The following is a 23,404-nucleotide window of genomic DNA, read 5'->3' as shown; positions in this document are numbered from 1 at the left end:
TGGGTCATTTTCCCAGAGCGTCACGGGCAGCCGCAACGGTAAAGAACGATCCGAACACAATGACCAGGTCATCCTGAGTTGCTTCCGCCAGGGCGTTTTCCAGAGCCTCCCCGACCGATGACGACAGCGCCAGCGAGGCCTCGCCGATGATTCCCGTCAAGCGTGCTGCCAGTTCCTGGCAACCCAGGCCGCGGGGAACCTCCAGCCCGGCAAGATACCACTGATCGACAACCCGGCTCATTGCCCGGCCAACGCCTTCCACGTCCTTGTCGGCCAGGGCTCCATAGATGGCGATAACACGCCCGTCAGCCTTTCGCTGGCGACCGATTCGGTTGGCCAGCCAGTCAGCGGCATGAGGGTTATGGCCGACATCCGCAATGACCCGGGGAGAGGCATTCAAAACTTCGTAACGTCCCGGCAGCGCAAGCCCGGCAAGCAACTGTTCAATAGCCGCCAGTTCCAGGCCAGGCTCGAGCTGACGTATAGCAACAACGGCAGCTGCCAGGCTATGGACAGGAAGCCCGGTATCGGGAAGCCTTACCTCGTCACCATAACGCGCCTGCTTGAGGATGAATACGTTCGCTGCCTGCCCGTCGTTCTTCGTCGGTACCAGCTGATAGGTCTCACCCGGGCGTTCAAGGTGAACTTTCTGGGCCGACGCCTGCTGAAGCACGGACGCAGGAGGATCTGTATCCCCATAGATGGCATTGATTCCAGGGCGCAGTATCCCCGCCTTCTCGAAGCCAATAACCTCACGGTTATCCCCGAGAAACGATACGTGATCAATATCCACCGAGGTAATGATCGCCAGGTCCGGATCCAGCACGTTCACCGCATCCAGCCGGCCCCCAAGCCCTACCTCGAGAACCCAGTCTTCCACGCCGGCTTCCTCGAACAAGACAAAGGCAGCCAGAGTGCCAAACTCGAAGTAGGTCAGCGTGGTGTTGCCGCGGGCCGACTCAACCCGCTCAAAAGCACGAACCAGACTGTCATCGGTGACATTCGAACCGTTGATCCGGACTCGCTCATTGTAATGCTGCAGGTGCGGAGAGGTGTAGGCGCCGGTCGAACGGCCAGCCCTGATCAACAGTTGTTCGATCGCTACAACGGCACTGCCCTTGCCGTTGGTGCCACCGACAGTAATGATTCGCGCCGACGGATTGCGACGGAACAGTCGCCGCAAGACCAGGAGAACCCGGTCAAGGCCAAGGTCAATTTCGGAAGGATGGATGGATTCGAGATAACCGAGCCACTGCTCAAGTGTGGCTCCGTCGCCCGGCACGTTCGAATGCCGGGCGACGGAATCATTCTGCGGGGACATCGTTTTCCGGTCGCTCCGATACTTCAAACTCGATCGGTGCTTCCGTGGCAGGCTTGTCCATACCGGCAAACTTGGCCAGCAGCGCTGCAATGCGTTCGCGCATATGGTGACGGTGCAGGATCATGTCGATCGCGCCATGGTCCAGCAGGAATTCACTGCGCTGGAAGCCCTCGGGTAGCTTTTCGCGAACCGTCTGCTCGATAACACGGGGGCCGGCAAACCCGATCAATGCGTAGGGCTCGGCGATGTTGAGGTCGCCCAGCATGGCCAGGCTGGCGGAAACACCACCAAACACCGGGTCCGTCATCACGGAGATGTAGGGAATGCCTTCCTGCTTCATGCGCTCAAGCGCCGCAGCGGTCTTGGACATCTGCATCAGCGACAGGATGGCCTCCTGCATTCGCGCGCCACCACTGGCCGAGAAACACACCAGGGGAATCCGTTCTTCCAGGCATACGTTGGCCGCCTGGACAAACTTCTCGCCCACAACCTGGCCCATGGAGCCGCCCATGAAATTGAACTCGAAGGCCACCGCAACCAATGGTGTCTCCAGGCAGGTACCGCGCATGGCGACCAGTGCGTCTTTTTCACCGGTGGCCTTCTGGTTCTGGGTCAGCCTGTCCTTGTAACGTTTGCTGTCCTTGAACTTAAGGCGATCCCACGGCTCCAGGTCAGCCGCAATTTCCTGGCGGCCTTCCTTGTCCAGAAAGATATCCAGGCGCCGACGGGCCGTTACCCGCAAGTGGTGCTGACATTTGGGACAAACATCCAGGTTCTTGTCGAGTTCCGGCTTGTAGAGAAAGGCGCCGCATTTCGGGCATTTCTTCCAGAGGCCTTCGGGAACCCCGGTCCGTTGCTTGGATTCCGAGCGAATCTTGCTCGGCATGATCTTGTCCAGCCAGTTACTCATGGTCTCATCCTGTCCTTTGTTGCCTGCCGGATACCTGTCTGTCAGGAGGCCAGGCTGTCCAGTGCTTCGCGCATCGGGTGAAGCAGATCTGTCAACGCCCGCTTGAGCTGATCAGGATCTGCCTGATTCCGGGCTATTGTATCCACCAGCACACTGCCGACAATTACACCATCGGATACCCGTCCGACAGCGGAGGCAGTAGCTGCGTCACGAATACCAAAGCCGACAGCAACCGGAAGAGCGGTCAGTTCGTGAATGTGAGCGACCTTGGCGGCCACTTCATCCACATCAATTTTGCCAGCTCCGGTTACGCCCTTAAATGAAACATAGTACACATAGCCGGAACTGTGCTCACTGATTGCACGAATCCGGTCATCGGTGGTGGTCGGCGCCAGCAGAAATATCGCATCCAGGTTGCGGGCAGTGAACAACGGCGCCACCTCGTCCGCTTCTTCCGGCGGCAGGTCCACCGTGAGGATGCCGTCCACACCGGCATCAACGGCGGCATCAGCAAATTTTTCCTGCCCCATGGCTTCCATGGGATTGAGATAGCCCATCAACACAACGGGGGTCGCATCGTCTTTCTCACGGAACGTTTTCACCATCGCCAACACCTGGCGCAGGGAAGTGCCGTGTTTGAGCGCCCGCTCACAGGCCCGCTGGATCACCGGGCCATCTGCCATGGGGTCCGAGAAGGGCACGCCCAGCTCGATAATATCCGCGCCCGCGTCCACCAGCGTGTGCATCAGATCAACGGTCTGATCCGGGTGTGGATCACCGGCGGTAATGTAGGGAATCAGCGCCTTGCGACCCTGCCCTTTCAGGGATTTCAGAACCCCTTCGATTCGACTCATGCCAGCTCCTTTGCTGTAGCTTAAACCTCGATACCATCTATCTCGGCGATGGTCTGCATATCCTTGTCGCCGCGCCCGGAAATATTAATCACCACCATCTTGTCTTTATCCATGGAGGCGGCAAGCTTGATCGCGTACGCAACGGCATGGGCCGTTTCCAGCGCCGGCATGATGCCCTCAACGCGGGTCAGCTTGCGGAAGCCGTCCAGAGCCTCGTCGTCGGTCACCGACACATAGTGTGCACGACCAATATCCTTGAGCCAGCTATGCTCCGGCCCCACACCCGGGTAATCCAGACCGGCGCTGACCGAGTGTGTTCCGGCAATCTGGCCGTTCTCATCTTCCATCAGGTAAGTTCGGTTGCCGTGCAGCACGCCCGGACGACCGGCAGTGAGCGGTGCAGCGTGCTGGCCGGTGTCGATACCAAGACCTCCTGCCTCCACACCATACAGCTCCACACTTTCGTCGGTCAGGAACGGATAGAACATACCAATCGCGTTGGATCCGCCGCCGACACAGGCGACCAGAGCGTCTGGCAGCTTGCCGGTCCGGTCCAGAGACTGCTGGCGGGTTTCGCGACCAATTACCGACTGGAAGTCACGGACCAGCAGAGGATAAGGATGGGGCCCGGCCACGGTGCCGATAATGTAGAAGGTATCGTCAACGTTCGCGACCCAGTCCCGCATTGCGTCGTTCATGGCGTCTTTCAGGGTGCGGGTGCCACTGGTAACCGAATGGACCTCGGCGCCCAACAGCTTCATCCGGTAAACGTTCGGAGACTGCCGCCGGATGTCTTCTTCACCCATGAACACGTGGCATTCAAGCCCCAGACGGGCACAGACGGTAGCGGTAGCCACACCGTGTTGGCCAGCACCGGTTTCGGCGATGACACGCTTCTTGCCCAGGAAGCGGGCCAGAAGTGCCTGGCCTATGGTGTTGTTTACCTTATGGGCGCCGGTATGATTGAGGTCTTCGCGCTTGAGCCAGATCTGGGCGCCACCGGTTTCCCGGGTCAGCCGCTCGGCAAAGTACAGCGGGCTGGGACGGCCCACATAGTGCGCCAGGTCCCTGTCGAATTCGGCCTGAAACTCCGGATCGTCCTTGAGCCTCTTATACTCGCGCTCAAGGGTCAGCAGCGAATCAAACAGCGTTTCGGACACAAATCTACCGCCGTAGGCACCGAAATGGCCCCGTGCATCCGGAAGCGCCTTGAGCATTTCTTCAGTCAGTTTCATCGACACGGTGAACCTCGTTTATAAAATCAGTGATTTTTTGAACGTCTTTGATGCCTTTGCTGCTCTCTACACCACCACTGACATCAACCGCCCAGGGCCGAACCTCCGCGACAGCGCGGAATACGTTATCAGAAGCCAGGCCGCCGGCCAATATCAGCGGCAACGGGCGGGCCTCCGGAATCAGTGACCAGTTGAAGGCCTGCCCTGTTCCGCCGTATTTATCCGGGTCCCAGGCGTCAACCAGCAACCCGCTGGCATTGCCGTAATCCCGGTAGGCATTTTCAATGTCCGAGCTTTGCCGTACCCGTACCGCCTTGATCCAGCGCACACCGAAACTGTTGCAGAACTCCGGGGATTCGTCGCCATGAAACTGCAGCATGTCCAGAGGCACCTGTGACAGAACTTCCCTCACAAACTCCGCGTCCGGATTAACGAACAGCCCTGTTGCCGATACAAACGGCGGCAACGCACGGACAAGCGCTTTGGCAGCGGTTGGCGCCACGTATCTGGGGCTGGACTCGTAGAACACAAACCCCAGAGCGTCCGCACCGGCCCTTGTCGCATTTACAACGTCCTGTTTCCGGGTAATCCCGCAGATTTTGACTCGGGTTTTCATAGGGCTGTTATCGCTGCTTTCGATGTATGTGAGTCGGGGGGCGCGGTCTGTTGTCGGCGTCGCTGAACCAGGGCGCCACAAAGCCTGGCCCACATTGTGCCGCGGGAATCGGGAATCCGGCTGGGTACCCCACATCCACCAGGTACAATCCATGGGGTGGCGCAGTCACGCCCGCAACGGTCCTGTCCCTGCTCTCAAGTATCTCACGAATCCATTCCGGCTGCTGCTGCCCGCTACCAACGGCCATCAGTGCGCCGGCGATATTACGGACCATGTGGTGTAGAAATGCATTGGCCTGCACATCAATTACGACGAATTCTCCCTTTCGGGTTACGTTGATGGCCTCAAGAAACCGGATGGGCGATCTGGACTGGCAACCGGCGGCACGAAATGACGAGAAATCGTGCTCCCCTCTCAGGAACTGGGCCGCCTGATTCATCACGCCGGCATCCAGTGGCCGGAAGGTCCAGCTGACCTGACCACTGAGGATGCCCGGCCGTACCGGGTGATTATAAATCACGTACCGGTAACGCCGGTACGTTGCCGAGAAACGGGCATGGAAGTCCCCCACACCATTGCCGGCCCAGTGCACGGCAATATCCGAAGGCAGGGAGGTGTTGATACCCATTACCCACGAGCGGGGATTACGTACCGAGGGCGTTTCGAAATGGGCAATCTGGTAACTGGCATGGACACCAGCGTCGGTGCGGCCCGCGCAGACCAGTTCAACCGGGTGGTCCGCCACTTTTGATACGGCATGTGTCAACTCGCCCTGAACCGAGCGGACACCGGACTTCTGATACTGCCAGCCGTGGAATCCCCGGCCGTCATACTCGAAAGCGAGCGCTACACGCCCCGCCCCGATGGAGCTATCGGTGGTCAGTGGTTGCGGTGTAAGAAACAATGAGTCGTCCGGAATTCGGTGCTGATGACAAAGCAAAACGCCGGCATTTGGTCCAGGCTTGGCCCGGTAGCCGGCGTTTTGCGCTTCCTTCCCTGATTATAGCGAATCAGGACAGATTTTTAAGGAGATCCTGCGCTTCCGCTTTCTGCTCCTCATTTCCCTCCAGAGCAACTTCCTCCAGGATATCCCGGGCTCCGTCCACATCGCCCATCTCAACATAGGCCCTGGCCAGATCCAGCTTGGTTGACGCCTCATCGGTGCCCGACAGGAAGTCAAAGTCATCGTCGTCGCCCAGATCGGACTCATCGATGTCAGCTGATTTTGACGCAGTCGCCGTAGAGGCAACGGGAGGCTCTTCGTTCGCCTCGTCACTTTCTGCATCTGCGCCAAGTTCCGGCAGCTCTTCTTCAACAGCTTCGGCACCGGCAACAGTCTCTTCCGGGTCTGCGGGCTCTTCGCCGCTCAGCGCGTCTTCAAGCCCCAGTTCCTCGTCGAGTGGTGCAGCGTCGTTTTCCACGTCAGTACCATCTGTACCTGCACTATCGCCGGAGTCTGCGAACTCTTCCATCAAAGCAAGGTCCTCGTCAGAAACATCGAGCTCCAGATCATCCAGCTCATTTTCATCGCTGTCGCCAGATGCACCCTCATCTCCGGCAACCTTGTCCAGTTCTGCATCCAGCTCATCAAGGAATGACTCGTCCAGCGAATCGAGATCGCCTTCCTGCAAGTCATCCTCTTCTGGCTTGCTTTCCTCAGCTTCCGCAGTCTCAGGCTCAGGCTCAGACCCGGAGGGTTCCAGCTCTTCTTCATCGAGCTCCAGTGAGGCGAATTCGTCGGCATCAGCATCAACGTCATCGAGCTCAAAGCTCAGATCTTCTTCATCGTCTGCCTTCGCCGCCTCGTCGGTGGACTCATCCTCCAGGGTGAAATCGAAAGAGTTGTCAGCCAGGTCATCAGCCTCGGACTCGCTGGCGCCCTGCTCCGTCAGTTCATCCTTTTCATCTGTGGAAGACTCCACACCGGAGAGGTCGTATTCAATCATGTCATCCGGACCGGATTCCCTGTCAGTGCGCGCTTCTTCCTGCTCATCAAGATCCAGTTCGGAAAAGTCCGTTTCCAGACTGCCAAACTCATCTTCTTCCTCTTCGCCTGGACGGGATTCGTAGCGATCAGAAGCGAATTCATCAGAAAGGCCGTCCTCAGCGGTGTCATCCGCCTTGTCCACGGAGGCCTCAGTACCGTACGAATCGGACCTCAGCTGTGACTCAAGGTCATCAATGCTCGGCATTGACTCGGCTTCTTCAAGGCGCGACCGCATATCATGGGCTTCGGCAATAGCCTCATCGTCATCCAGTGCCTCAACTTCGCCGAGCTGCTTCTCGAACGATGCCCGGTCCTGTGTATCGGCATAGACCCCCAAAAGCTTCAGCCGGAGATCTGTGCGGCTTGGCTCGCGCGAAATGGCGGTTTCAAGGGACTGGGCAGCCTGGTCCATTCTGCCATAGGCAATGTAGGTGTCCGCTTCTGCCAATGGATCGCCTTCCGGACTCTCCGCGCCTTCCTCGTCGTCCAGTGTCAGGTCGAAGGTGTCAGTGTCACTGTCGGCATCGCCGTTTAGCTGATCGTAGAACTCTTTTTCGCGATTGGCATTGCGACGGGCCAGAAGCAGTAACAGCAGCAGCAGAAGAATCAGACCACCGCCCAACGCAACCTGGTAAAGGGTATTGTTGGTAATGGCGCTGATGATATTGCCCGGGAAGCCCTGGTCAGGCTGCGCCGGCGGCGTAGTGGGCTGCTGGCCTGGCTGCTGTGATGACGGTGCTGCAACTGCAGCCTCTTCGTCGCGTTCGTCATCTGCGGTAGCATCATCGGACCCGGTTGCGGCAAGGTCTTCATCCTCCATGCCACTGTCTTCATCCATTGCTGAAGGCTCGCCGTCCGATGCTGAAGGCTCTTCACCCATTGCCGACGGCTCTGCCTCGTCGTCATCAGCAGCAGCTACCTGGTCATCAGCCATTTCATCAGCGTCAACGGCATCGGTTTCAGCGGTATCGGCCTGATCAGGTTCCGCTTCCGCGAGATCCGCTTCGGAATCACCTTCGGCTTCAACGCCGTCTTCCGCTACCTGATCGGCAAGGGTTTCGTCATCCGGCGCATCGACGGGTTGCTCTTCGCTTCCCTCAGCGTCCGCCTGTTGAATCTCCGCAAGCTGGGTGTTCTTGAGTTCAAGCAACCGCTGGAGCGTCTCTACCTGCTCCTGCAGGTCATCGACACGTCCAGTGAGTTCATCGTTCTCGCGGCGGGCACTTTCAAGCTCTTCCATCGCAACGGCGGAGCCAGCATCAACACCACCTGCAGTATTGCCATCCCCACCTGCTGAACCACCTTCGTCTGCATCGCGAGAACCGCTGTCATCACTGGCAAGCAATCTCAGTTCATCACCGCCAGTTGCCCCCTGGGTATCCTGCCCGGACGCTACCTGGGTATCAGTAGCGTCTACCGTACGCTCGGGGCTGGAGAATGCCTCGTTCTGCAATGCGACCTGCCTGGTGGCCTCGTCACGGGAACGGCTGCGGATATCTTCGATGGAAGGCACACGCAGAACTTCACCGCGCTTGAGGCGGTTGATATTGCCACCGATGAAGGCATCCGGATTAAGATCCTGCAACGCCAGCATTACCTGCTGTGTGGAAAGGCTGCTGTCCGGGCGAACGCTGACCGCGATGTTCCACAGGGTATCCGACGGACCAGTGGGGCCAAAGGTACGAGAACGCTGTGAAGTAGAGCGTTGTGGTTCCTGCGACCTCGCCTGGGCCCGTGGCTGGGCCTGTCGTTGTGACGGCTGCGATGCCTGTCGAGTGGCAGGTGCGGAAATCTGCTCCTGTACCCCTGACTCCTCGGCGTAAACCGGAGGATCCACCAACACGGCGTATTCACGCATCAGCCGGCCGTTTGGCCAGGTCACTTCCAGCAGGAAGTTGAGGTAGGGCTCCCGCAAGGGCTCCCTGGACGATACGTTGACCACCAGGCTGCCATCTCTGGCCGTTGTCACCCGGAAATCGAGTTTGGTAAGGAAATAGTTCCGGTCGATACCAACCCTGTCATAGGCTGACTCGGGAGCGATGTTTACAAACACATCACCGGGGTCCACTCCCTCGCTTTTACGCAGATTGATCTCTGCGTCCAGAGGCTCATTCAGATAGGACTGTAATTCAATCTCTCCCAGACCCAGGGCCTGTGCGACGCCGGAACCGAGCCCTCCCGCCAGAGCCAGAGCAACCGCAAGCTTGCGTACCTTCATGCTTTTTCCTTACCAGTCTCCGTTATTCGTTACTGTTCCTGGGAACAGATATCGGACGAGGTTGGATGACTTCCGTCTTGATTACTATCGTTATTATGTAATGTTTTTAATATTCAGTTGCGCAAGTATTGTTGATAATACCTCTTTTATCAATCATGCAGCTGCAGACCTTGTACCATTTTTTCACAAATACTTGGTAACATATTGTTACCAAACGATGATCCGGTAACTCCAACAGCCAAAAACCTGCCCTTCCGAGCCTATACGGGCCGGAACATTTACAAAACGCTTCCGAAAATAACAGGGGCGGAGGCGTATTTCAGCCTCCGCCCCTGACCGGTTCCCTGAAACCGGACACAGTTGGCATAATCTTGCCCGCTGCGGGACCGCGCTACTTCTCCTGAAGGATGCGGAGCATCCGGCGCAGCGGTTCAGCCGCACCCCACAGCAACTGGTCACCTACCGTGAACGCAGAGATATACTCCGGCCCCATGGCAAGTTTGCGGATGCGACCGATCGGAACGCTCAGGGTTCCGGTTACCTTCGCAGGCGTGAGTTCCCGGATGGTGGCATCACGCTCGTTGGGAACCACCTTTACCCAGTCGTTGGCTTTCGCCAGAATCGACTCTATTTCGGATATCGGCAGATCCTTCTTCAACTTGATAGTCAGCGCCTGACTATGGGAGCGCATGGCACCGATACGGACACAGATGCCATCGATGGGAATAGGATTATCGCTGCGACCAAGAATCTTGTTGGTCTCAACGCCAGCTTTCCATTCTTCCTTGCTCATGCCGTTATCAAGCTGCTTGTCGATAAACGGAATCAGGCTGCCTGCCAGTGGTACTTCAAAGTGCTCAGTGGGGAAACCGTCAGAGCGCATGGTGTCGGTGACCTTGCGGTCAATCTCGAGAATGGCGGATGAAGGATCTGCCAACTCGCTGCCCACGGCCTCCTTGAGCTCACCCATCTGGTTCAGCAGCTCACGCATGTTCTGCGCGCCTGAGCCTGAAGCAGCCTGGTATGTCATGGGCGACACCCACTCGATGAGGTCCTGCTCCAGCAAGCCACCAAGGGCCAGCATCATCAGGCTGACGGTGCAGTTGCCACCGACGTAGTCTTTCACGCCCTTGGCCAGTGCGTCGTCAATCACATTGCGATTGACCGGATCGAGCACAATGACGGAGTGATCAACCATCCGCAGCGTGGAGGCCGCATCAATCCAGTAGCCCTGCCATCCGGCATCCCGGAGTTTCTGGTACACCGCACCGGTGTAATCGCCACCCTGACAGGTCACCACCACGTCCAGGGTTTTCAGGGTGTCGATATCGAAGGCATCCTGCAATGCAGGCACCCCCTCTTTCCCTACGTCCGGAGCCGGTTTGCCGGCCTGGGACGTAGTAAAGAAGATCGGTTCGATATCCGAAAAATCGTTTTCTTCACGCATGCGCTGCATGAGGACAGAGCCCACCATACCGCGCCAGCCAATAAGTCCAACTCGCTTCATGTGCGACCTTTGAACCTCGTTTTATGCCCGCCCTCTGCCTTTATCGCTGGCAGGGACAGGATGGATGATCCCGCGACAACAGCATCGCGTTGTCGTCGGGTCTCAAAACATTACCGGCCTCAGAGCGCCGCCAGAACCGCATCACCCATCTCACAGGTGGACACTTTCCGGCCTTCGGCAGACATGATATCCGCCGTTCTCAGGCCCTGATCCAGCACCTTGCTGACCGCCGCCTCAATTGCCCCGGCTGCTTTATCCTCACCGAGACTGTACCGCAACATCATGGCGACACTGAGAATAGTGGCCAGCGGATTGGCAATGCCCTTGCCCGCGATATCGGGCGCGGAACCGTGACAGGGCTCATACATACCCTGCTTCTCGGAGTTCAGGGAAGCAGACGGCAGCATACCGATGGAGCCTGTCAGCATTGCCGCTTCGTCCGAAAGAATATCACCAAACATGTTGCCAGTCACAATCACATCGAACTGTTTGGGCGCGCGGACGAGCTGCATGGCGGCATTGTCCACGTACATATGGGAAAGCTCCACATCCGGGTATTCCCGACGCAGATCTTCCATGATTTCCCGCCACAGAACAGTGACTTCCAGAACATTCGCCTTGTCCACTGAACAGAGTTTCTTGCCCCGCTGCTGGGCGGCCTCAAAGGCTACCCGGCCTATACGACGAATTTCCGATTCGGTGTAAGCGTATGTGTTGTAACCCTGACGCTCGCCACTTTCCAGTTCACGAACACCCCGTGGCTGGCCAAAGTAGATGCCACCGGTCAGCTCACGGACGATCATGATGTCCAGGCCGGAAACCACTTCCGGTTTCAGCGAAGACGCGGAGGCGAGCTGCGGATACAGAATCGCGGGGCGCAAGTTGGCAAACAGCTCGAGATTGGAGCGCAGGCCCAGCAACCCTTTTTCCGGGCGACTGGCCATGGGGCGGTTGTCCCACTGCGGGCCGCCAACAGCACCCAGCAAAATGGCGTCTGCCTTGCGGGCCTTGTCCAGGGTTTCGTCCGGGAGCGGTGTATCGGTTTCATCGATTGCCGCACCGCCAACGAGAGCGGTCTCGAAGTGCAGATCCAGGCTAAACGTTTCGTTGACCTTGTGCAGGATCTTTTCCGCTTCCGCAACAATTTCCGGGCCAATGCCGTCGCCCGGGAGCAGCAGGATAGTTCGGGACATTTTGTTTCCTTTGAAATTTTTCACAGTGTCGGATTACGCTTCGCTAATCCGACCTACGGTTCGCGATCCGATGTAGGTCGGATTAGCCGAAGGCGTAATCCGACAAACTCGCTCATTCTTTACCAAACGCCGATCAACCACCCGCCCCGAAAAGCCAAGGCGCCGTTTCCCGCCGCGATGTTTCGTAGGCCTTGATCACCTCCGCATCCTCCAGCGTTACGCCAATGTCGTCCAGGCCATTCAACAAACAATGCCGGCGGAAATCATCCACCTCGAAACTGAACGACTCGCCGGAGGGCGTGGTAACGGTTTTTGCTTCCAGGTCGACGGCCAGTTGATATCCTTCTTCAGCTTCTGCTTCCTGGAAAAGTCGATCAACAATTTCTTCATCCAGAACAATAGGTAACAACCCATTCTTAAAGCAGTTATTGTAGAAAATATCCGCAAAACTGGGCGCTATGATAACGCGGAACCCGAAATCTTCCAGCGCCCAGGGCGCGTGTTCGCGGCTGGAGCCACAGCCGAAGTTGCGACGGGCCAGCAGTACGCTGGCGTTCCTGTAGCGGTCCTGGTTAAGCACGAAGTCCGGGTTTATCGGCCGCTGGGAACAATCCTGGTCCGGCTTGCCCTCGTCCAGGTAGCGCAACTCATCAAACAGGTTGGGGCCGAAGCCAGTGCGCTTGATGGACTTCAGAAACTGCTTGGGAATAATCATGTCCGTATCCACATTGGATCGGTCCATGGGGGCAACGATGCCCTTGTGTTGCTTTAACGCTCGCATGGTGTCTCTCCTGTGGATCAGTTCATCATCTTGCGGACATCAACAAAGTGGCCATTGATCGCTGCTGCAGCCGCCATCGCCGGACTCACCAGGTGCGTACGCCCACCAAAGCCCTGACGGCCCTCAAAGTTGCGGTTGGAGGTGGATGCACAATGCTCTCCCTGCCCGAGCTTGTCGGCGTTCATGGCCAGACACATGGAACAGCCCGGGTCACGCCACTCAAGACCAGCTTCGAGAAAAATCTTGTCCAGCCCTTCCTGCTCGGCCTGAACCTTCACCAGGCCGGAGCCCGGCACAACCATGGCCTGCTTGAGCGATGGTGATACCTTGTGCCCTTTGACCACCGCCGCTGCCTCCCGAAGGTCTTCGATGCGGCTGTTGGTGCAGGAACCAATGAACACACGGTCCAGCTTGATCTCGGTAATCGGCATATTGGGTTTCAGGCCCATGTACTTGAGGGCGCGGACAATACCTTCCCGCTTGATGGGATCAGATTCCGCATCCGGGTCCGGCACGTTGCCACCTACGCCGGCGACCATTTCCGGAGACGTACCCCAGCTCACCTGCGGCATGATCTCGGAGCCTTCAAGCTCCACCACCTTGTCGAACACGGCGTCGTCATCGCTGTGAAGGGTCTTCCAGTATTCAATGGCCCTGTCGCGCATCTCGCCCTTCGGAGCGAAAGGGCGATCCTTCACGTAGTCGATAGTGGTCTGATCCACTGCCACCATACCCACCCGGGCGCCAGCCTCGATGGACATGTTGCAGATGGTCATGCGGGCTTCCATGGAGAGGTTACGAATCGCCTCGCCACCAAACTCGATCGCGTGGCCAGTGCCACCCGCAGTACCAATCTTGCCGATGATGGCCAGTACAACGTCCTTTCCAGTCACGCCAGGCCCGAGCTTGCCATTCACCTTCACCAGCATGTTCTTCATCTTCTGCTGTACCAGGCACTGGGTCGCCAGCACGTGCTCGACTTCGGACGTACCAATACCATGGGCCAGACAGCCGAAGGCGCCATGGGTAGAGGTGTGAGAATCGCCACACACGATGCTCATACCCGGAAGCGTTGCGCCCTGCTCCGGCCCGATCACATGCACGATACCCTGGCGCTGGTCCTTGATCTTGAATTCAAGAATCCCGAACTCGTCGCAGTTCTTGTCCAGGGTTTCCACCTGGATGCGTGACACCGGATCGACGATGCCTTCCACACCGCGAGCACGGTCCGTGGTAGGCACGTTGTGATCCGGCGTTGCCAGGTTGGCGTCCAGCCGCCAGGGCTTACGCCCAGCCAGGCGAAGCCCTTCAAAGGCCTGTGGTGAGGTGACTTCGTGAAGCAGGTGCCGATCAATGTAGATCAATGCGGAGCCATCGTCCCGCTGCTTGACGAGATGGTCGTCCCACAATTTGTCGTATAAGGTCTTGCCCGCCATGTTCTCTCTCACTATCCGGGGGTTTCTGGTTTTACCGCTATGGTTCTATCTTACCGCTTACCGCTGGATAACCTCAATTCATGTTTTTTATGTTGTGCATTCCTGTTCGGCATATTAGGCTTGGTGAAGGTCGCATGGCGACAGGGACCTCCCAAAACACGCCGTGAACCCATCCATGGGGGCTCGGTCGCGCCGTCCCTGGCGCTCCACGGTTTTGGGAGGCCCCTGTCGCCATGCTTCTCGAACCTTATTCGAGCCTGCAACAAACGATTCATCGTAGGTCGGATAGAGCGAAGCGAAATCCGACGTTGTGGGCTTTGCTGCGAAAATTGTCGGATTACGCCTTCGGCTAATCCGACCTACGGTGCTTTGAAGGCAGCTCCCAGTTTCCGGCATAGGACCTCCACCAGAGCCGCAGTCAAAGAGACCAAGACCATGGACGCAAATGCATTAAAGGCGTTCCTGACCATAGTGGACCAGGAGTCGTTCTCGGAAGCCGCAGAGCTGTTACACCTGACCCAGCCCGCTATCAGCAAACGCCTGGCGGCACTGGAAAATCAGCTGGGGACTGCGCTCATTGACCGCAGCCACCGCCAAATCCGGCTGACGGATGCGGGCGCCCGACTGCTACCCCACGCTCGTATTATTCTTGATGAGATTCATAATGCGCGCATGGCATTGTCCCCGGACTCGGCGACCGTTGAAGGTGAACTGCAGATCATAGCCAGCCACCACATTGGACTTCATCACCTGCCAAACTGGCTTCACCGCTTTAACCGAGACTATCCGGGGGTGTCACTGAGCCTGCAGTTTATGGAATCTGATGCCGCCTATGAGCAGATGCGTAAACGCAACGCGGAACTGGCCTTTGTCACACTTAGTGACAGTATGGACAGCCAGTTCATGATATACGATCAATGGCCGGACCCGATGGCGTTCGTGGTAGGGCCGGAACACCCGTTGGCTGCAATTGATTCGCCAGCGCTGAAGGATCTCGCCAGCCATCCGGCCCTGCTGCCGGACACCACCACGGCGACCTACCGTGTGGTAAGCCGGTTATTTCTGGAGGCAAGTCTGCCCCTGCACCCGCAGATGCCGACAAACTATCTTGAGACCATCAAGATGATGACCAGCGTCGGATTGGGTTGGAGCGTTCTACCGCTGAACATGGTGGATGACAGTGTTCGGACTCTCGACCTTGGCTTCCCCGTCACCCGCGTGCTGGGCGCAGTCGGGCTTTCCGGGCGACAGCTATCCGGTGCCGCCAGGGCGTTAATTGAAGTCGTTAAATCAGAAGAAGGGAGTTTACATGGGATTTGATGAATACCTCAGAGTTCTGGCCAAGAACGGTGGCTCGGATCTTTATCTGAGCACTGGTGCGCCACCCTGCGCGAAGTTTGAAGGCGCGCTGAAGCCAATCGATCGCACCCCGATGGCACCCGGCGTGATCAAGGACATTGCCTACGAGATCATGGATACGGAGCAGGTGGCCGAGTTTGAACATGAACTCGAAATGAACCTGGCCTACAGCATTCGCAATGTCGGCCGGTTTCGGGTCAATATCTTTCGTCAGCGCAATGAGATATCTATTGTCGCTCGCAACATCGTAACCGAAATCCCGAATGTGGATGATCTCGGACTGCCACCGATTCTCAAAGAAGTCATGTTGACCAAGCGTGGTCTGGTTCTGTTCGTAGGCGCGACGGGGTCTGGCAAATCGACATCTCTGGCGGCGCTGATTGATTACCGCAACACTCATTCCTCAGGCCATATCATTACCATTGAAGACCCGGTGGAATTCATTCACCGCCACAAGAAGTGCATTGTCAACCAGCGTGAAGTCGGCGTGGATACACGCAGCTTCCAGAAGGCGCTGAAGAACACGTTACGTCAGGCTCCGGACGTTATCCTGATTGGCGAAATCCGGGATCGCGAGACCATGGAACACGCACTGGCTTTTGCTGAAACGGGACACCTGTGCATTTCAACCCTTCACGCCAACAACGCAAATCAGGCATTGGACCGGATCATTAATTTCTTTCCCGAAGAGCGCCGTCCACAGTTGTTGATGGACCTCTCAATGAACCTGCGAGCGTTTGTTTCGCAGCGCCTGATCCCGACCATTGATAAAAAGCGATGCGCCGCGATCGAGATTCTTCTGGGCACACCGACCATTGCTGATTTGATCCTGCGTGGCCAGATGGAAGACATCAAGGCCAACATGGAGAAATCTGCGAACATTGGGATGCAGACCTTTGATCTCGCGCTGTTCAACCTGTGGAAGGACGGCAAGATCAGCGAAGAAGAAGCCCTGAAAAACGCCGACTCTCCCAACAACCTGCGTCTGAAGATCAAGCTTCACGGCCAGGGCGGCAGCTCGCCATCCGCCACCGGGCCGACAGGCAGCGGTCTGTCATTGCAGATTGAAGAAGGCGAGGAAGACGAGCCGGATTGAACCGGCGTCAGTGATCGTCTTCCACCGGTGGGGGTCGCAACCCCCGCCAGGTGATGACAATGGCAATAGCCATGGCAATCGCCCCGCCCCAGAAAGCGGCCGAGGTACTGAAGCCATCCACCAGAAAGCCCGACATCCAGGCGCCGATCGCACCACCAGCGCCAAAGGTGAGCCCGCTGTACAACGCCTGCCCCTGACCGTGATGATGCTGACCGAAGAAGCCCTGAATGTACTGTACGGAAATGGCATGGAGTGCGCCGTAAGAGGCCGCATGTAGCAGCTGCGCAAAAATCAGCACGATCAAAACATCCGTCACTTCCGCAATCAGCACCCACCGAATCATCGTCAGAGCCAATGCCCCAATCGCAATCTGCCGCACAGTAAAATTGCGAGTCAGCCGGTGCATCACCAGAAACAACCCGATTTCTGCAAGCACCCCCAGCGACCACAACAGCCCGATTGCCAGCTTGCCGTACCCGTGCTGCTCCAGGTGAATACTGAAAAACGTGTAATAGGCCCCGTGGGACACCTGCAGCAGGAAGTTCATCAGGAAAAACGTCACCACCGCGGGGTGCGTCACAATCGCCTTCAGACTGCCCTTGGGAGCGGGAGGCTTACGCTCACCCCGCTCCGACGGCACCAGAAACGCCGACACCGCAATCCCTGCAAACACCGGCAATAACAACCAGGGCAAAAGACTGATCGGAACCAACTCCAGAATCCCGCCCACCAGCGCCACAGCACCGATAAACCCCACGGACCCCCACAGCCGAACCTTGCCGTACTTGTCCCGCTGGGTTCCCAGCGCCCGCAGGGTGATCACCTCATAAAGCGGGAGAATCGCGTTCCAGAAGAATGTAAACGCCAGCATCACCAACAGCAGCCCATAGAACCCGGGCTCCAAAAACACACCGGCAAAAAACAGCGAACCAACAATCGCCCCGAACCGGACCAACCGAACCCGCTGCCCGGTCCTGTCCCCCAGCCAGCCCCAGACATTGGGCGCGATAATCTTGGTGAGCTGGATGGTCGCCATCAGAGTGGCGATCTGAAGGTAGGAAAAACCCCGGTCTTCGAGGTACAGGGACCAATAGGGAAGCAGCCCGCCGAGGAGAGCGAAGAACCAGAAGTAGAGGTTGGAAAGGCGCCAGTAGATAACGAAATCTCCAGAGAGTTATCACAGAAGCCTGACCGCCGCGGCAAGCAGGGCCTCTCAAAACCGTGGAGGGCCAGGGATGGCCCGATCGAGCCTACATGGACGTACTTGCGGCGTGTTTTGAGAGGCCCTGCTTGCTGTGGCTTGCACCGTTTGGCCAGGTTATTGTCGGATTACGCTGCGCTAATCCGACCTACGGGTGAGTGTGGGGTGTCAGAGTTGGCCGATATCTGGTGTGGACACTGACACATCCGCATTCTGGCCGCGATGGCGCAGGTAGTGATCCATCAGCACTATGGCCATCATTGCCTCCGCAATCGGTGTCGCACGAATACCCACACAGGGGTCATGCCGCCCCGTCGTGATCACCTCCACCGGATTGCCGTTCACATCAATACTCCGCCCCGGCAATCGCAGGCTCGACGTCGGCTTGAGCGCAATGCTGGCCAGAATCGGCTGCCCGGAAGAGATGCCGCCCAGCACGCCGCCGGAATGATTGGAAAGGAAGCCCTCGGGCGTCAGTTCATCCCGGTGCTCCGTGCCCTTCTGGTCAATACAGCCAAAACCGGCACCGATCTCCACACCCTTGACCGCATTGATGCTCATCAACGCATGCGCCAGATCCGCATCAAGGCGATCGAAGATGGGCTCACCCAGTCCGGGGGGCACGCCCTCGGCAACGACATTGATTCGCGCGCCAATGGAATTCCCTTCTTTCCGAAGGGCATCCATGTAGGCTTCCATCTCCGCAACCTTGTCCGCATCGGGGCAGAAGAACGGGTTCTGGTGAACCTGCTCCCAGTCCAGCTTCTCGATCTTTATCGGGCCAAGCTGCGACAGGTAACCACGGATGGTGATACCCAGGCGTTGCTCCAGAAACTTCCGAGCCACCGCACCCGCGGCCACCCGCATGGCGGTCTCCCGCGCCGAGGAGCGGCCACCACCGCGATAATCCCGCACACCGTACTTGTGCATGTAGGTGTAGTCAGCGTGAGCGGGACGGAACTGCTCGGAGATCCTGGAATAATCCTTGGAACGCTGGTCCGTGTTTTCGATCACCAGGCCAATGGGGGTACCGGTGGTTTTGCCTTCGAAAACACCAGAAAGAATCTTGACCTCATCCGCTTCTCGGCGCTGAGTGGTGTGCCGCGATGTGCCCGGCTTGCGGCGGTCCAGATCCCGCTGCATATCCTCTACCGACAGCTCCAGCCCTGGAGGGCAACCGTCAATAATGCACCCGAGCGCGGCGCCGTGGCTTTCACCGAAGCTGGTGACCGTAAACAATTTTCCGAAGCTATTTCCCGACATGATTCAGTATCTTATCCAGGGTTCTTAATTAAGGTCTTCAGCAGTCAACAGGAACACACCGTCACCACCGTTCTCGAATTCCAGCCAGATAAAGGGCAGATCCGGATAGGCTTCCTGCAGCGCCACCCAGCTGTTACCCACCTCAACAATCAACAGGCCGCCCGGGTTGAGGTGCTTCGCTGCGCCAGCGAGTATCCTGTGAGCGATGTCCAGCCCATCACCGCCGGCAGCCAGGCCCAGTTCCGGCTCATGGCTGTATTCGGCCGGCATGTCCGCCATGTCTTCAGCATCTACGTAGGGCGGGTTGCTGAGGATGATATCGTAACGGCCCTCAATGCCGTCAAAGACGTCCGACCGGATGGTTCTGACCCGGTCTCCGACCTCATGATACTCGATGTTTGCCGCAGCGACCTCCAGCGCATCGGGCGAAATATCGGACAGGTCCACGTCCGCCTCATCAAACACGGTGGCGGCAGCAATACCGATACAACCGCTGCCAGTGCACAGATCCAGCACTCTCCCTACCGCATGATCTCCCAACCAGGGCTGAAAACCGCCCTGAATCAGTTCCCCCAAAGGCGACCTCGGCACCAGCACACGCTCATCCACGTGGAAGGGCAGCCCCATAAACCAGGCTTCGCCCAGCAGATACGCCAACGGCACGCGTTCACTGATCCGCCGCTCCATGCGTTCCACGATCAGTTGCCGCTCATCGCGGGTCAGGCGCGCGTCCAGGAAAAGCGTGTTGTTTTCCAGGGGCAGATGAAGGCTGCGCATGACCAGCTGGACCGCCTCGTCCCAGACATTATCGGTGCCGTGCCCGAAATACAGCGGGGAATCGGCAAAACGCGAGGAAACGTAGCGCAGGTAATCCCTGACGGTATGCAGGTCATCGATGGGGCTGGTCACAAGCTCTCTTCCTGTCCGGAAATGGTCAAGGGGCGGAATTATACGCTCCCGCTGCCATGATTACAGTGCCAGAGGCCCGGAGCTGTTGAGGTTTTTTTCGTAGCGGTCCAGTGCAGCCGCCATGCGCTCACGTCCCAACCGGATCAGTTCCGGCGCCTTGTGATAGTCGTAGCTGCGGCCGGCGTTCTTGGGAATATTCACCAGCAGATCCGGCGGATACCCGGCAATCTTGTACTGCACCAGAGCGCTCTGCATGGTTTCGATGGTCAGGTTCATCACGTCGAACTTGCCGATGCCGAGCTTGTCCCAGTCGATGGTTTCGTGATCATCCTTATGCTTTGCAGGTTCCGGTTTGATGGCGGGCAGTATTTTCTTTGTTTCCTCTTTTTTAACCGCCTTACTGATCTTTTCTTCCGGAGAGTCAGGCGACGCCGACTCTTTTCTTGCCGAGAACGTCTTGATCGCATCCCAGTCAAACCAGCGGGAGGCCTTGTCGCGGACCTTGTCCACCCACTCATCCATATCGACGCCGCCCTCTCCGGGGTTTTCGAACGCCGCATCGGGCAGACGCCGGCCACGATCATCCTCACCACTGAGGTTTACGGCGACCACCATATCCGCATGGGAAGAAATCGTCGGAATGATCGGCAGGGGATTCAGCAGGGCGCCATCCACCAGCACCCGCCCGTTGAGCACTAACGGAGTCACCACGCTCGGAATGGCGACGGAAGCCCTGATCGCCTGATCCAGCGGGCCTTCCTGGAACCAGATTTCCTTGTGGGCAAGAAGGTCTGTGGCAACGGCGGTGTAGGCCAATGGCAGGTCTTCAATCCGGGTATCCCCAATCATTTCCCGGACCACAGAAAAGATCTTTTCGCCGCGGATGGCGCCCACGGAATTAAAGGTGACATCCAGCAGTTTAAGCACATCAAACTGGCCCAGGCCGGTTACCCAGTCCTTGTAGTCCTTCATCTTTCCGGCGGCAAACACGCCGCCAATCAGCGCCCCCATGGAACACCCGGATATGGCAATGATCTCATAGCCCCGTTCCACCAATATCTCGATAGCACCGATGTGGGCATAGCCCCTTGCGCCACCGCTACCCAACGCCAGTGCAACGGTCTTGCCCTTGCCGGTGTTGCCTGAAGCGGGTTCCTCCTTCGCCCTGGAGGACTGCGCCGCAGAGATGCCCGAACTGGTGACGATTTGCGAGATGTCGTCTTTGGGCTTCTGATCTCCATCCTGAGAGGTGGAATCTGTCGGCTTGCTCATCCCTTTCACCTCGTAATCACCATCACTTCCACCCGGTCACCCTGGCGGTCGGGATTGGGTATCACAACCGCGGGGCCAACCGTAATGATTGTCTGCCGGCTCTCGGAAACACCACTCTTGGCCAGAACCTGTGCCAAAGACTTTGCGGCTTCCTCCGCCCGCGCTGCAGACTCTTCAAAACTCTCGTCTTCTTTCAGTTCCGAATAGGCGGTCAGTATGACCCTCGCGCCCTCTTCGCCGGCCCAGTCATTGATAATGCGGCGATCTGCACTGCTCCATTCAAAGCGGTACGTGATACCCCCCTTCCAGGGTACTATAACCGGCCCCTTGATTCGCGCACTCTCGTTCCCCAGTCCAGGAATCTCGGTACCCTGGGGGGCCACCAGGTGCTCAACCCAGACATACTGGCGCTGGTTGGCACGGGTAACCGTGTAGACCAGTGTCAGCCAGGGTTTACCGTTCTCGTCCACGGACCCCGCCACCAGGTAGTCCTGGTTGTTATCACGGCCATAGAGGCTGGATTGATCAAAGATCTGGTTGGCCCACACATTACTCCGCCCGCAGTTTCGACCGGAACACTCGAACAGGATCTGGGCACCACGGGTCTGCAGTTCCCTCAGATAATGATCGCGGGCTTCTTCACGGTTGGCCCCGCCCTGTACCTCGTACAACTGGCCGAGCCCTTTGACCGGAAGCCGTGCCATAACCGCCGAGCGGATTTCATTATTAACCTCACGAACCGGGCTGAACAGCACCAGGTGCCCCGGCGACGAAATGGTAATCTCCTGTTCCAGCCGCGAATCCGGAAAAGGCTCCGGGGGCGGCATCTGCGCCGACACCACGGCCGGGCCGCCGATTAAAAAAGCGGCGACCAACATGACTAACTGCGACAAGCGCTTATTCTGCATCGTCTAAAAAGCCTCTGACTGCATCGACAACCGGCCCGACATCCCCTTCCAGGTGGCAATGATGGCCACCCGGCACGGTCATCAGGTCAAGTTCTGCAATGGCATTCGTTCGTGAACCCAGCTCGGGGCGACTCGCAAGCAGCCCTTTCTCGGCACGCAAAAAACGTGTGGGGGTAACAACCTTTTCCAGACAGGCCGTTACCTGTGCTTCGTCCATCATCATCATGGAAGGATGACGTAAACGGGGGTCTGCCCGCCATACGAAACCCTGTCCTGACTTTTTCATACTGCGGGCAACCAGCATCCTCGCCGCCGGTGGAGACAGGGGAATCATGCCCCCCTCCCTGGCTTTGGCTGCGGCCGCGACATCAGGGTATACGACCGGTTTTCCGGAACCCGTCATTCGTTTGGTGATGGCCTTACGCATCTGCCCGATCACTTCCTCGGGTTTGCGGCTTATAGGGCCAAGGCTGTCGATCATCACCAGCCTGCGCACCCGTTCCGGAAAGGCTGCCGCATAAAGCACACTGACGATGCCACCGAGGGAATGACCAACAAGGTCGATCCTGCCACCCGGTACCTCCCTGAAATGGGTGTCAACCAGCTCTGCCAGATCCGCCACATAATCCATCAACTGATAGCCCTGCCCCGGCGGCCGGTGCCCGGAATGGCCGTGTCCCGCCATGTCCAGTGCATAGACATTCCGATGGCCAGCCAGTTCCGGAGCCAGCCGGGCGAATGACAGGGCATTATCCAGCCAGCCATGGGTCATCAGTACGGGAGGGTTGTTGGTGGTGCTGTCAGCAGGCCAGTGCAGGCCTGCGAGGGTGATATGGTTCAGTGGCCAGTTTTTTTCCCGATACAGAGCCTCGGCATCGTGAAAGGTATCCAGAGCGGTGTCGTTCATTGAAACGCTTACATGGTGTGGGTGGGTCGGTCCGAGCTCAGTGAACCCGCCAGATAGGATTCAATCTTGGTGCGGGCGGTTTCGTCATCGCCGTTGAACTGCACACCAATGCCGGCGGCGCGGTTGCCCTGGGCACCCTTGGGGGTAATCCAGATAACCTTGCCAGCGACCGGAATCTTCTCCGGCTCATCCATCAGGTTCAGCAACAGGAAAACCTCATCGCCCAGCTGATACTGCTTCTGTGTGGGTATGAACAGGCCACCCTGTCGGATGTAGGGCATATACGCCGCATAAAGTACGGCCTTGTCCTTGATCGTCAGGGTAAGAATGCCACTGCGTGCGCCAAAACCGGGCCCCATAGTTAACACCTATCTTTATTGTGATGACCGGAGTTCAGAAACTCCTGATATTTCGCAATCATAGCAGTAGTT

Annotated in this window: 20 protein-coding genes; 2 read left to right on the top strand and 18 right to left on the bottom strand. The window is 57.7% G+C overall.

Features of this window, described 5'->3' with window-relative positions; all coding sequences use genetic code 11:
* Positions 1–4 precede the first annotated feature (4 nt).
* The 11 genes from folC to leuC form a co-directional block, all read right to left on the bottom strand.
* Positions 5–1,321: a bifunctional tetrahydrofolate synthase/dihydrofolate synthase gene (folC, locus tag QPL94_RS12290; protein ID WP_285357650.1), complete on the bottom strand. Its 1,317-nt coding sequence runs from the start codon at positions 1,319–1,321 to the stop codon at positions 5–7.
* Positions 1,305–2,231: an acetyl-CoA carboxylase, carboxyltransferase subunit beta gene (gene accD / locus QPL94_RS12285; protein WP_285357649.1), complete on the bottom strand. Its 927-nt coding sequence runs from the start codon at positions 2,229–2,231 to the stop codon at positions 1,305–1,307. Before accD ends, folC begins: the two co-directional genes overlap by 17 nt.
* A 41-nt stretch (positions 2,232–2,272) precedes the next feature.
* Positions 2,273–3,085: a tryptophan synthase subunit alpha gene (trpA, locus tag QPL94_RS12280; protein ID WP_137434551.1), complete on the bottom strand. Its 813-nt coding sequence runs from the start codon at positions 3,083–3,085 to the stop codon at positions 2,273–2,275.
* 20 nt (positions 3,086–3,105) lie between these two features.
* Positions 3,106–4,314 carry a tryptophan synthase subunit beta gene (gene trpB / locus QPL94_RS12275; protein ID WP_285357928.1) on the bottom strand — a complete coding sequence of 403 codons (1,209 nt, stop codon included), beginning with the start codon at positions 4,312–4,314 and terminating at the stop codon, positions 3,106–3,108.
* Complete coding sequence (locus QPL94_RS12270; protein ID WP_285357648.1) at positions 4,307–4,936, bottom strand: phosphoribosylanthranilate isomerase; 630 nt, start codon at positions 4,934–4,936, stop codon at positions 4,307–4,309. The genes trpB and QPL94_RS12270 overlap by 8 nt, the downstream gene beginning before the upstream one ends.
* A 7-nt stretch (positions 4,937–4,943) precedes the next feature.
* Positions 4,944–5,840: a tRNA pseudouridine(38-40) synthase TruA gene (truA, locus tag QPL94_RS12265; protein WP_285357646.1), complete on the bottom strand. Its 897-nt coding sequence runs from the start codon at positions 5,838–5,840 to the stop codon at positions 4,944–4,946.
* A gap of 106 nt (positions 5,841–5,946) precedes the next feature.
* The gene (locus QPL94_RS12260) at positions 5,947–9,141 is read right to left on the bottom strand and encodes a FimV/HubP family polar landmark protein (RefSeq protein ID WP_285357644.1); all 3,195 of its coding nucleotides are present in this window, start codon (positions 9,139–9,141) and stop codon (positions 5,947–5,949) included.
* Positions 9,142–9,532: 391 nt separating this feature from the next.
* Positions 9,533–10,648 (bottom strand): aspartate-semialdehyde dehydrogenase, encoded by a 1,116-nt coding sequence (gene asd, locus QPL94_RS12255; RefSeq protein ID WP_285357643.1) that lies wholly within the window; start codon positions 10,646–10,648, stop codon positions 9,533–9,535.
* A gap of 119 nt (positions 10,649–10,767) precedes the next feature.
* On the bottom strand, positions 10,768–11,841 hold the full coding sequence (leuB, locus tag QPL94_RS12250) for a 3-isopropylmalate dehydrogenase (protein ID WP_285357642.1): 1,074 nt from the start codon (positions 11,839–11,841) through the stop codon (positions 10,768–10,770).
* 133 nt (positions 11,842–11,974) lie between these two features.
* The gene (leuD, locus tag QPL94_RS12245) at positions 11,975–12,622 is read right to left on the bottom strand and encodes a 3-isopropylmalate dehydratase small subunit (protein WP_285357640.1); all 648 of its coding nucleotides are present in this window, start codon (positions 12,620–12,622) and stop codon (positions 11,975–11,977) included.
* 17 nt (positions 12,623–12,639) lie between these two features.
* A complete protein-coding gene (gene leuC / locus QPL94_RS12240) occupies positions 12,640–14,058 on the bottom strand; it encodes a 3-isopropylmalate dehydratase large subunit (RefSeq protein ID WP_285357639.1) in 1,419 nt (472 codons plus the stop codon).
* 435 nt (positions 14,059–14,493) lie between these two features.
* Between leuC and QPL94_RS12235 the strand changes: the two genes are divergently transcribed.
* Together QPL94_RS12235 and QPL94_RS12230 are read left to right on the top strand one after the other, a co-directional pair.
* Positions 14,494–15,378: a LysR family transcriptional regulator gene (locus tag QPL94_RS12235; RefSeq protein ID WP_285357638.1), complete on the top strand. Its 885-nt coding sequence runs from the start codon at positions 14,494–14,496 to the stop codon at positions 15,376–15,378.
* Positions 15,368–16,513 carry a PilT/PilU family type 4a pilus ATPase gene (locus tag QPL94_RS12230; protein ID WP_285357637.1) on the top strand — a complete coding sequence of 382 codons (1,146 nt, stop codon included), beginning with the start codon at positions 15,368–15,370 and terminating at the stop codon, positions 16,511–16,513. The genes QPL94_RS12235 and QPL94_RS12230 overlap by 11 nt, the downstream gene beginning before the upstream one ends.
* Before the next feature lie 7 nt (positions 16,514–16,520).
* Here the strand turns inward: QPL94_RS12230 and QPL94_RS12225 are convergent, their stop codons facing one another.
* The 7 genes from QPL94_RS12225 to QPL94_RS12195 all read right to left on the bottom strand — a co-directional run bounded on the left by QPL94_RS12225 (position 16,521) and on the right by QPL94_RS12195 (position 23,332).
* Positions 16,521–17,615, bottom strand: a complete 1,095-nt coding sequence (locus QPL94_RS12225; protein ID WP_285357927.1) for an MFS transporter — start codon at positions 17,613–17,615, stop codon at positions 16,521–16,523.
* Positions 17,616–17,882: 267 nt separating this feature from the next.
* Positions 17,883–18,977 carry a chorismate synthase gene (gene aroC, locus QPL94_RS12220; RefSeq protein ID WP_285357636.1) on the bottom strand — a complete coding sequence of 365 codons (1,095 nt, stop codon included), beginning with the start codon at positions 18,975–18,977 and terminating at the stop codon, positions 17,883–17,885.
* Positions 18,978–19,001: 24 nt separating this feature from the next.
* On the bottom strand, positions 19,002–19,886 hold the full coding sequence (prmB, locus tag QPL94_RS12215) for a 50S ribosomal protein L3 N(5)-glutamine methyltransferase (RefSeq protein WP_285357635.1): 885 nt from the start codon (positions 19,884–19,886) through the stop codon (positions 19,002–19,004).
* Positions 19,887–19,946: 60 nt separating this feature from the next.
* A complete protein-coding gene (locus QPL94_RS12210; protein ID WP_285357634.1) occupies positions 19,947–21,158 on the bottom strand; it encodes a patatin-like phospholipase family protein in 1,212 nt (403 codons plus the stop codon).
* 5 nt (positions 21,159–21,163) lie between these two features.
* Positions 21,164–22,036: a DUF4892 domain-containing protein gene (locus tag QPL94_RS12205; protein WP_285357633.1), complete on the bottom strand. Its 873-nt coding sequence runs from the start codon at positions 22,034–22,036 to the stop codon at positions 21,164–21,166.
* Positions 22,037–22,055: 19 nt separating this feature from the next.
* A complete protein-coding gene (locus QPL94_RS12200) occupies positions 22,056–22,973 on the bottom strand; it encodes an alpha/beta fold hydrolase (RefSeq protein ID WP_285357631.1) in 918 nt (305 codons plus the stop codon).
* Positions 22,974–22,981: 8 nt separating this feature from the next.
* On the bottom strand, positions 22,982–23,332 hold the full coding sequence (locus QPL94_RS12195) for a PilZ domain-containing protein (RefSeq protein ID WP_008171779.1): 351 nt from the start codon (positions 23,330–23,332) through the stop codon (positions 22,982–22,984).
* Between the last annotated feature and the right edge of the window lie 72 nt (positions 23,333–23,404).

It is taken from the genome of Marinobacter sp. SS13-12 (assembly GCF_030227115.1).
Classification (GTDB): Bacteria; Pseudomonadota; Gammaproteobacteria; order Pseudomonadales; family Oleiphilaceae; genus Marinobacter.
This window is presented reverse-complemented; position numbering and strand designations above follow the sequence as displayed.

Bases quoted from the DNA above. Each gene is read 5' to 3' on its own strand.
- folC (WP_285357650.1), bottom strand. From the start codon at position 1,321: ATGTCCCCGCAGAATGATTCCGTCGCCCGGCATTCGAACGTGCCGGGC.
- accD (WP_285357649.1), bottom strand. From the start codon at position 2,231: ATGAGTAACTGGCTGGACAAGATCATGCCGAGCAAGATTCGCTCGGAA.
- trpA (WP_137434551.1), bottom strand. From the start codon at position 3,085: ATGAGTCGAATCGAAGGGGTTCTGAAATCCCTGAAAGGGCAGGGTCGC.
- QPL94_RS12270 (WP_285357648.1), bottom strand. From the start codon at position 4,936: ATGAAAACCCGAGTCAAAATCTGCGGGATTACCCGGAAACAGGACGTT.
- QPL94_RS12260 (WP_285357644.1), bottom strand. From the start codon at position 9,141: ATGAAGGTACGCAAGCTTGCGGTTGCTCTGGCTCTGGCGGGAGGGCTC.
- asd (WP_285357643.1), bottom strand. From the start codon at position 10,648: ATGAAGCGAGTTGGACTTATTGGCTGGCGCGGTATGGTGGGCTCTGTC.
- leuB (WP_285357642.1), bottom strand. From the start codon at position 11,841: ATGTCCCGAACTATCCTGCTGCTCCCGGGCGACGGCATTGGCCCGGAA.
- leuD (WP_285357640.1), bottom strand. From the start codon at position 12,622: ATGCGAGCGTTAAAGCAACACAAGGGCATCGTTGCCCCCATGGACCGA.
- leuC (WP_285357639.1), bottom strand. From the start codon at position 14,058: ATGGCGGGCAAGACCTTATACGACAAATTGTGGGACGACCATCTCGTC.
- QPL94_RS12235 (WP_285357638.1), top strand. From the start codon at position 14,494: ATGGACGCAAATGCATTAAAGGCGTTCCTGACCATAGTGGACCAGGAG.
- QPL94_RS12230 (WP_285357637.1), top strand. From the start codon at position 15,368: ATGGGATTTGATGAATACCTCAGAGTTCTGGCCAAGAACGGTGGCTCG.
- aroC (WP_285357636.1), bottom strand. From the start codon at position 18,977: ATGTCGGGAAATAGCTTCGGAAAATTGTTTACGGTCACCAGCTTCGGT.
- QPL94_RS12210 (WP_285357634.1), bottom strand. From the start codon at position 21,158: ATGAGCAAGCCGACAGATTCCACCTCTCAGGATGGAGATCAGAAGCCC.
- QPL94_RS12205 (WP_285357633.1), bottom strand. From the start codon at position 22,036: ATGTTGGTCGCCGCTTTTTTAATCGGCGGCCCGGCCGTGGTGTCGGCG.
- QPL94_RS12200 (WP_285357631.1), bottom strand. From the start codon at position 22,973: ATGAACGACACCGCTCTGGATACCTTTCACGATGCCGAGGCTCTGTAT.
- QPL94_RS12195 (WP_008171779.1), bottom strand. From the start codon at position 23,332: ATGGGGCCCGGTTTTGGCGCACGCAGTGGCATTCTTACCCTGACGATC.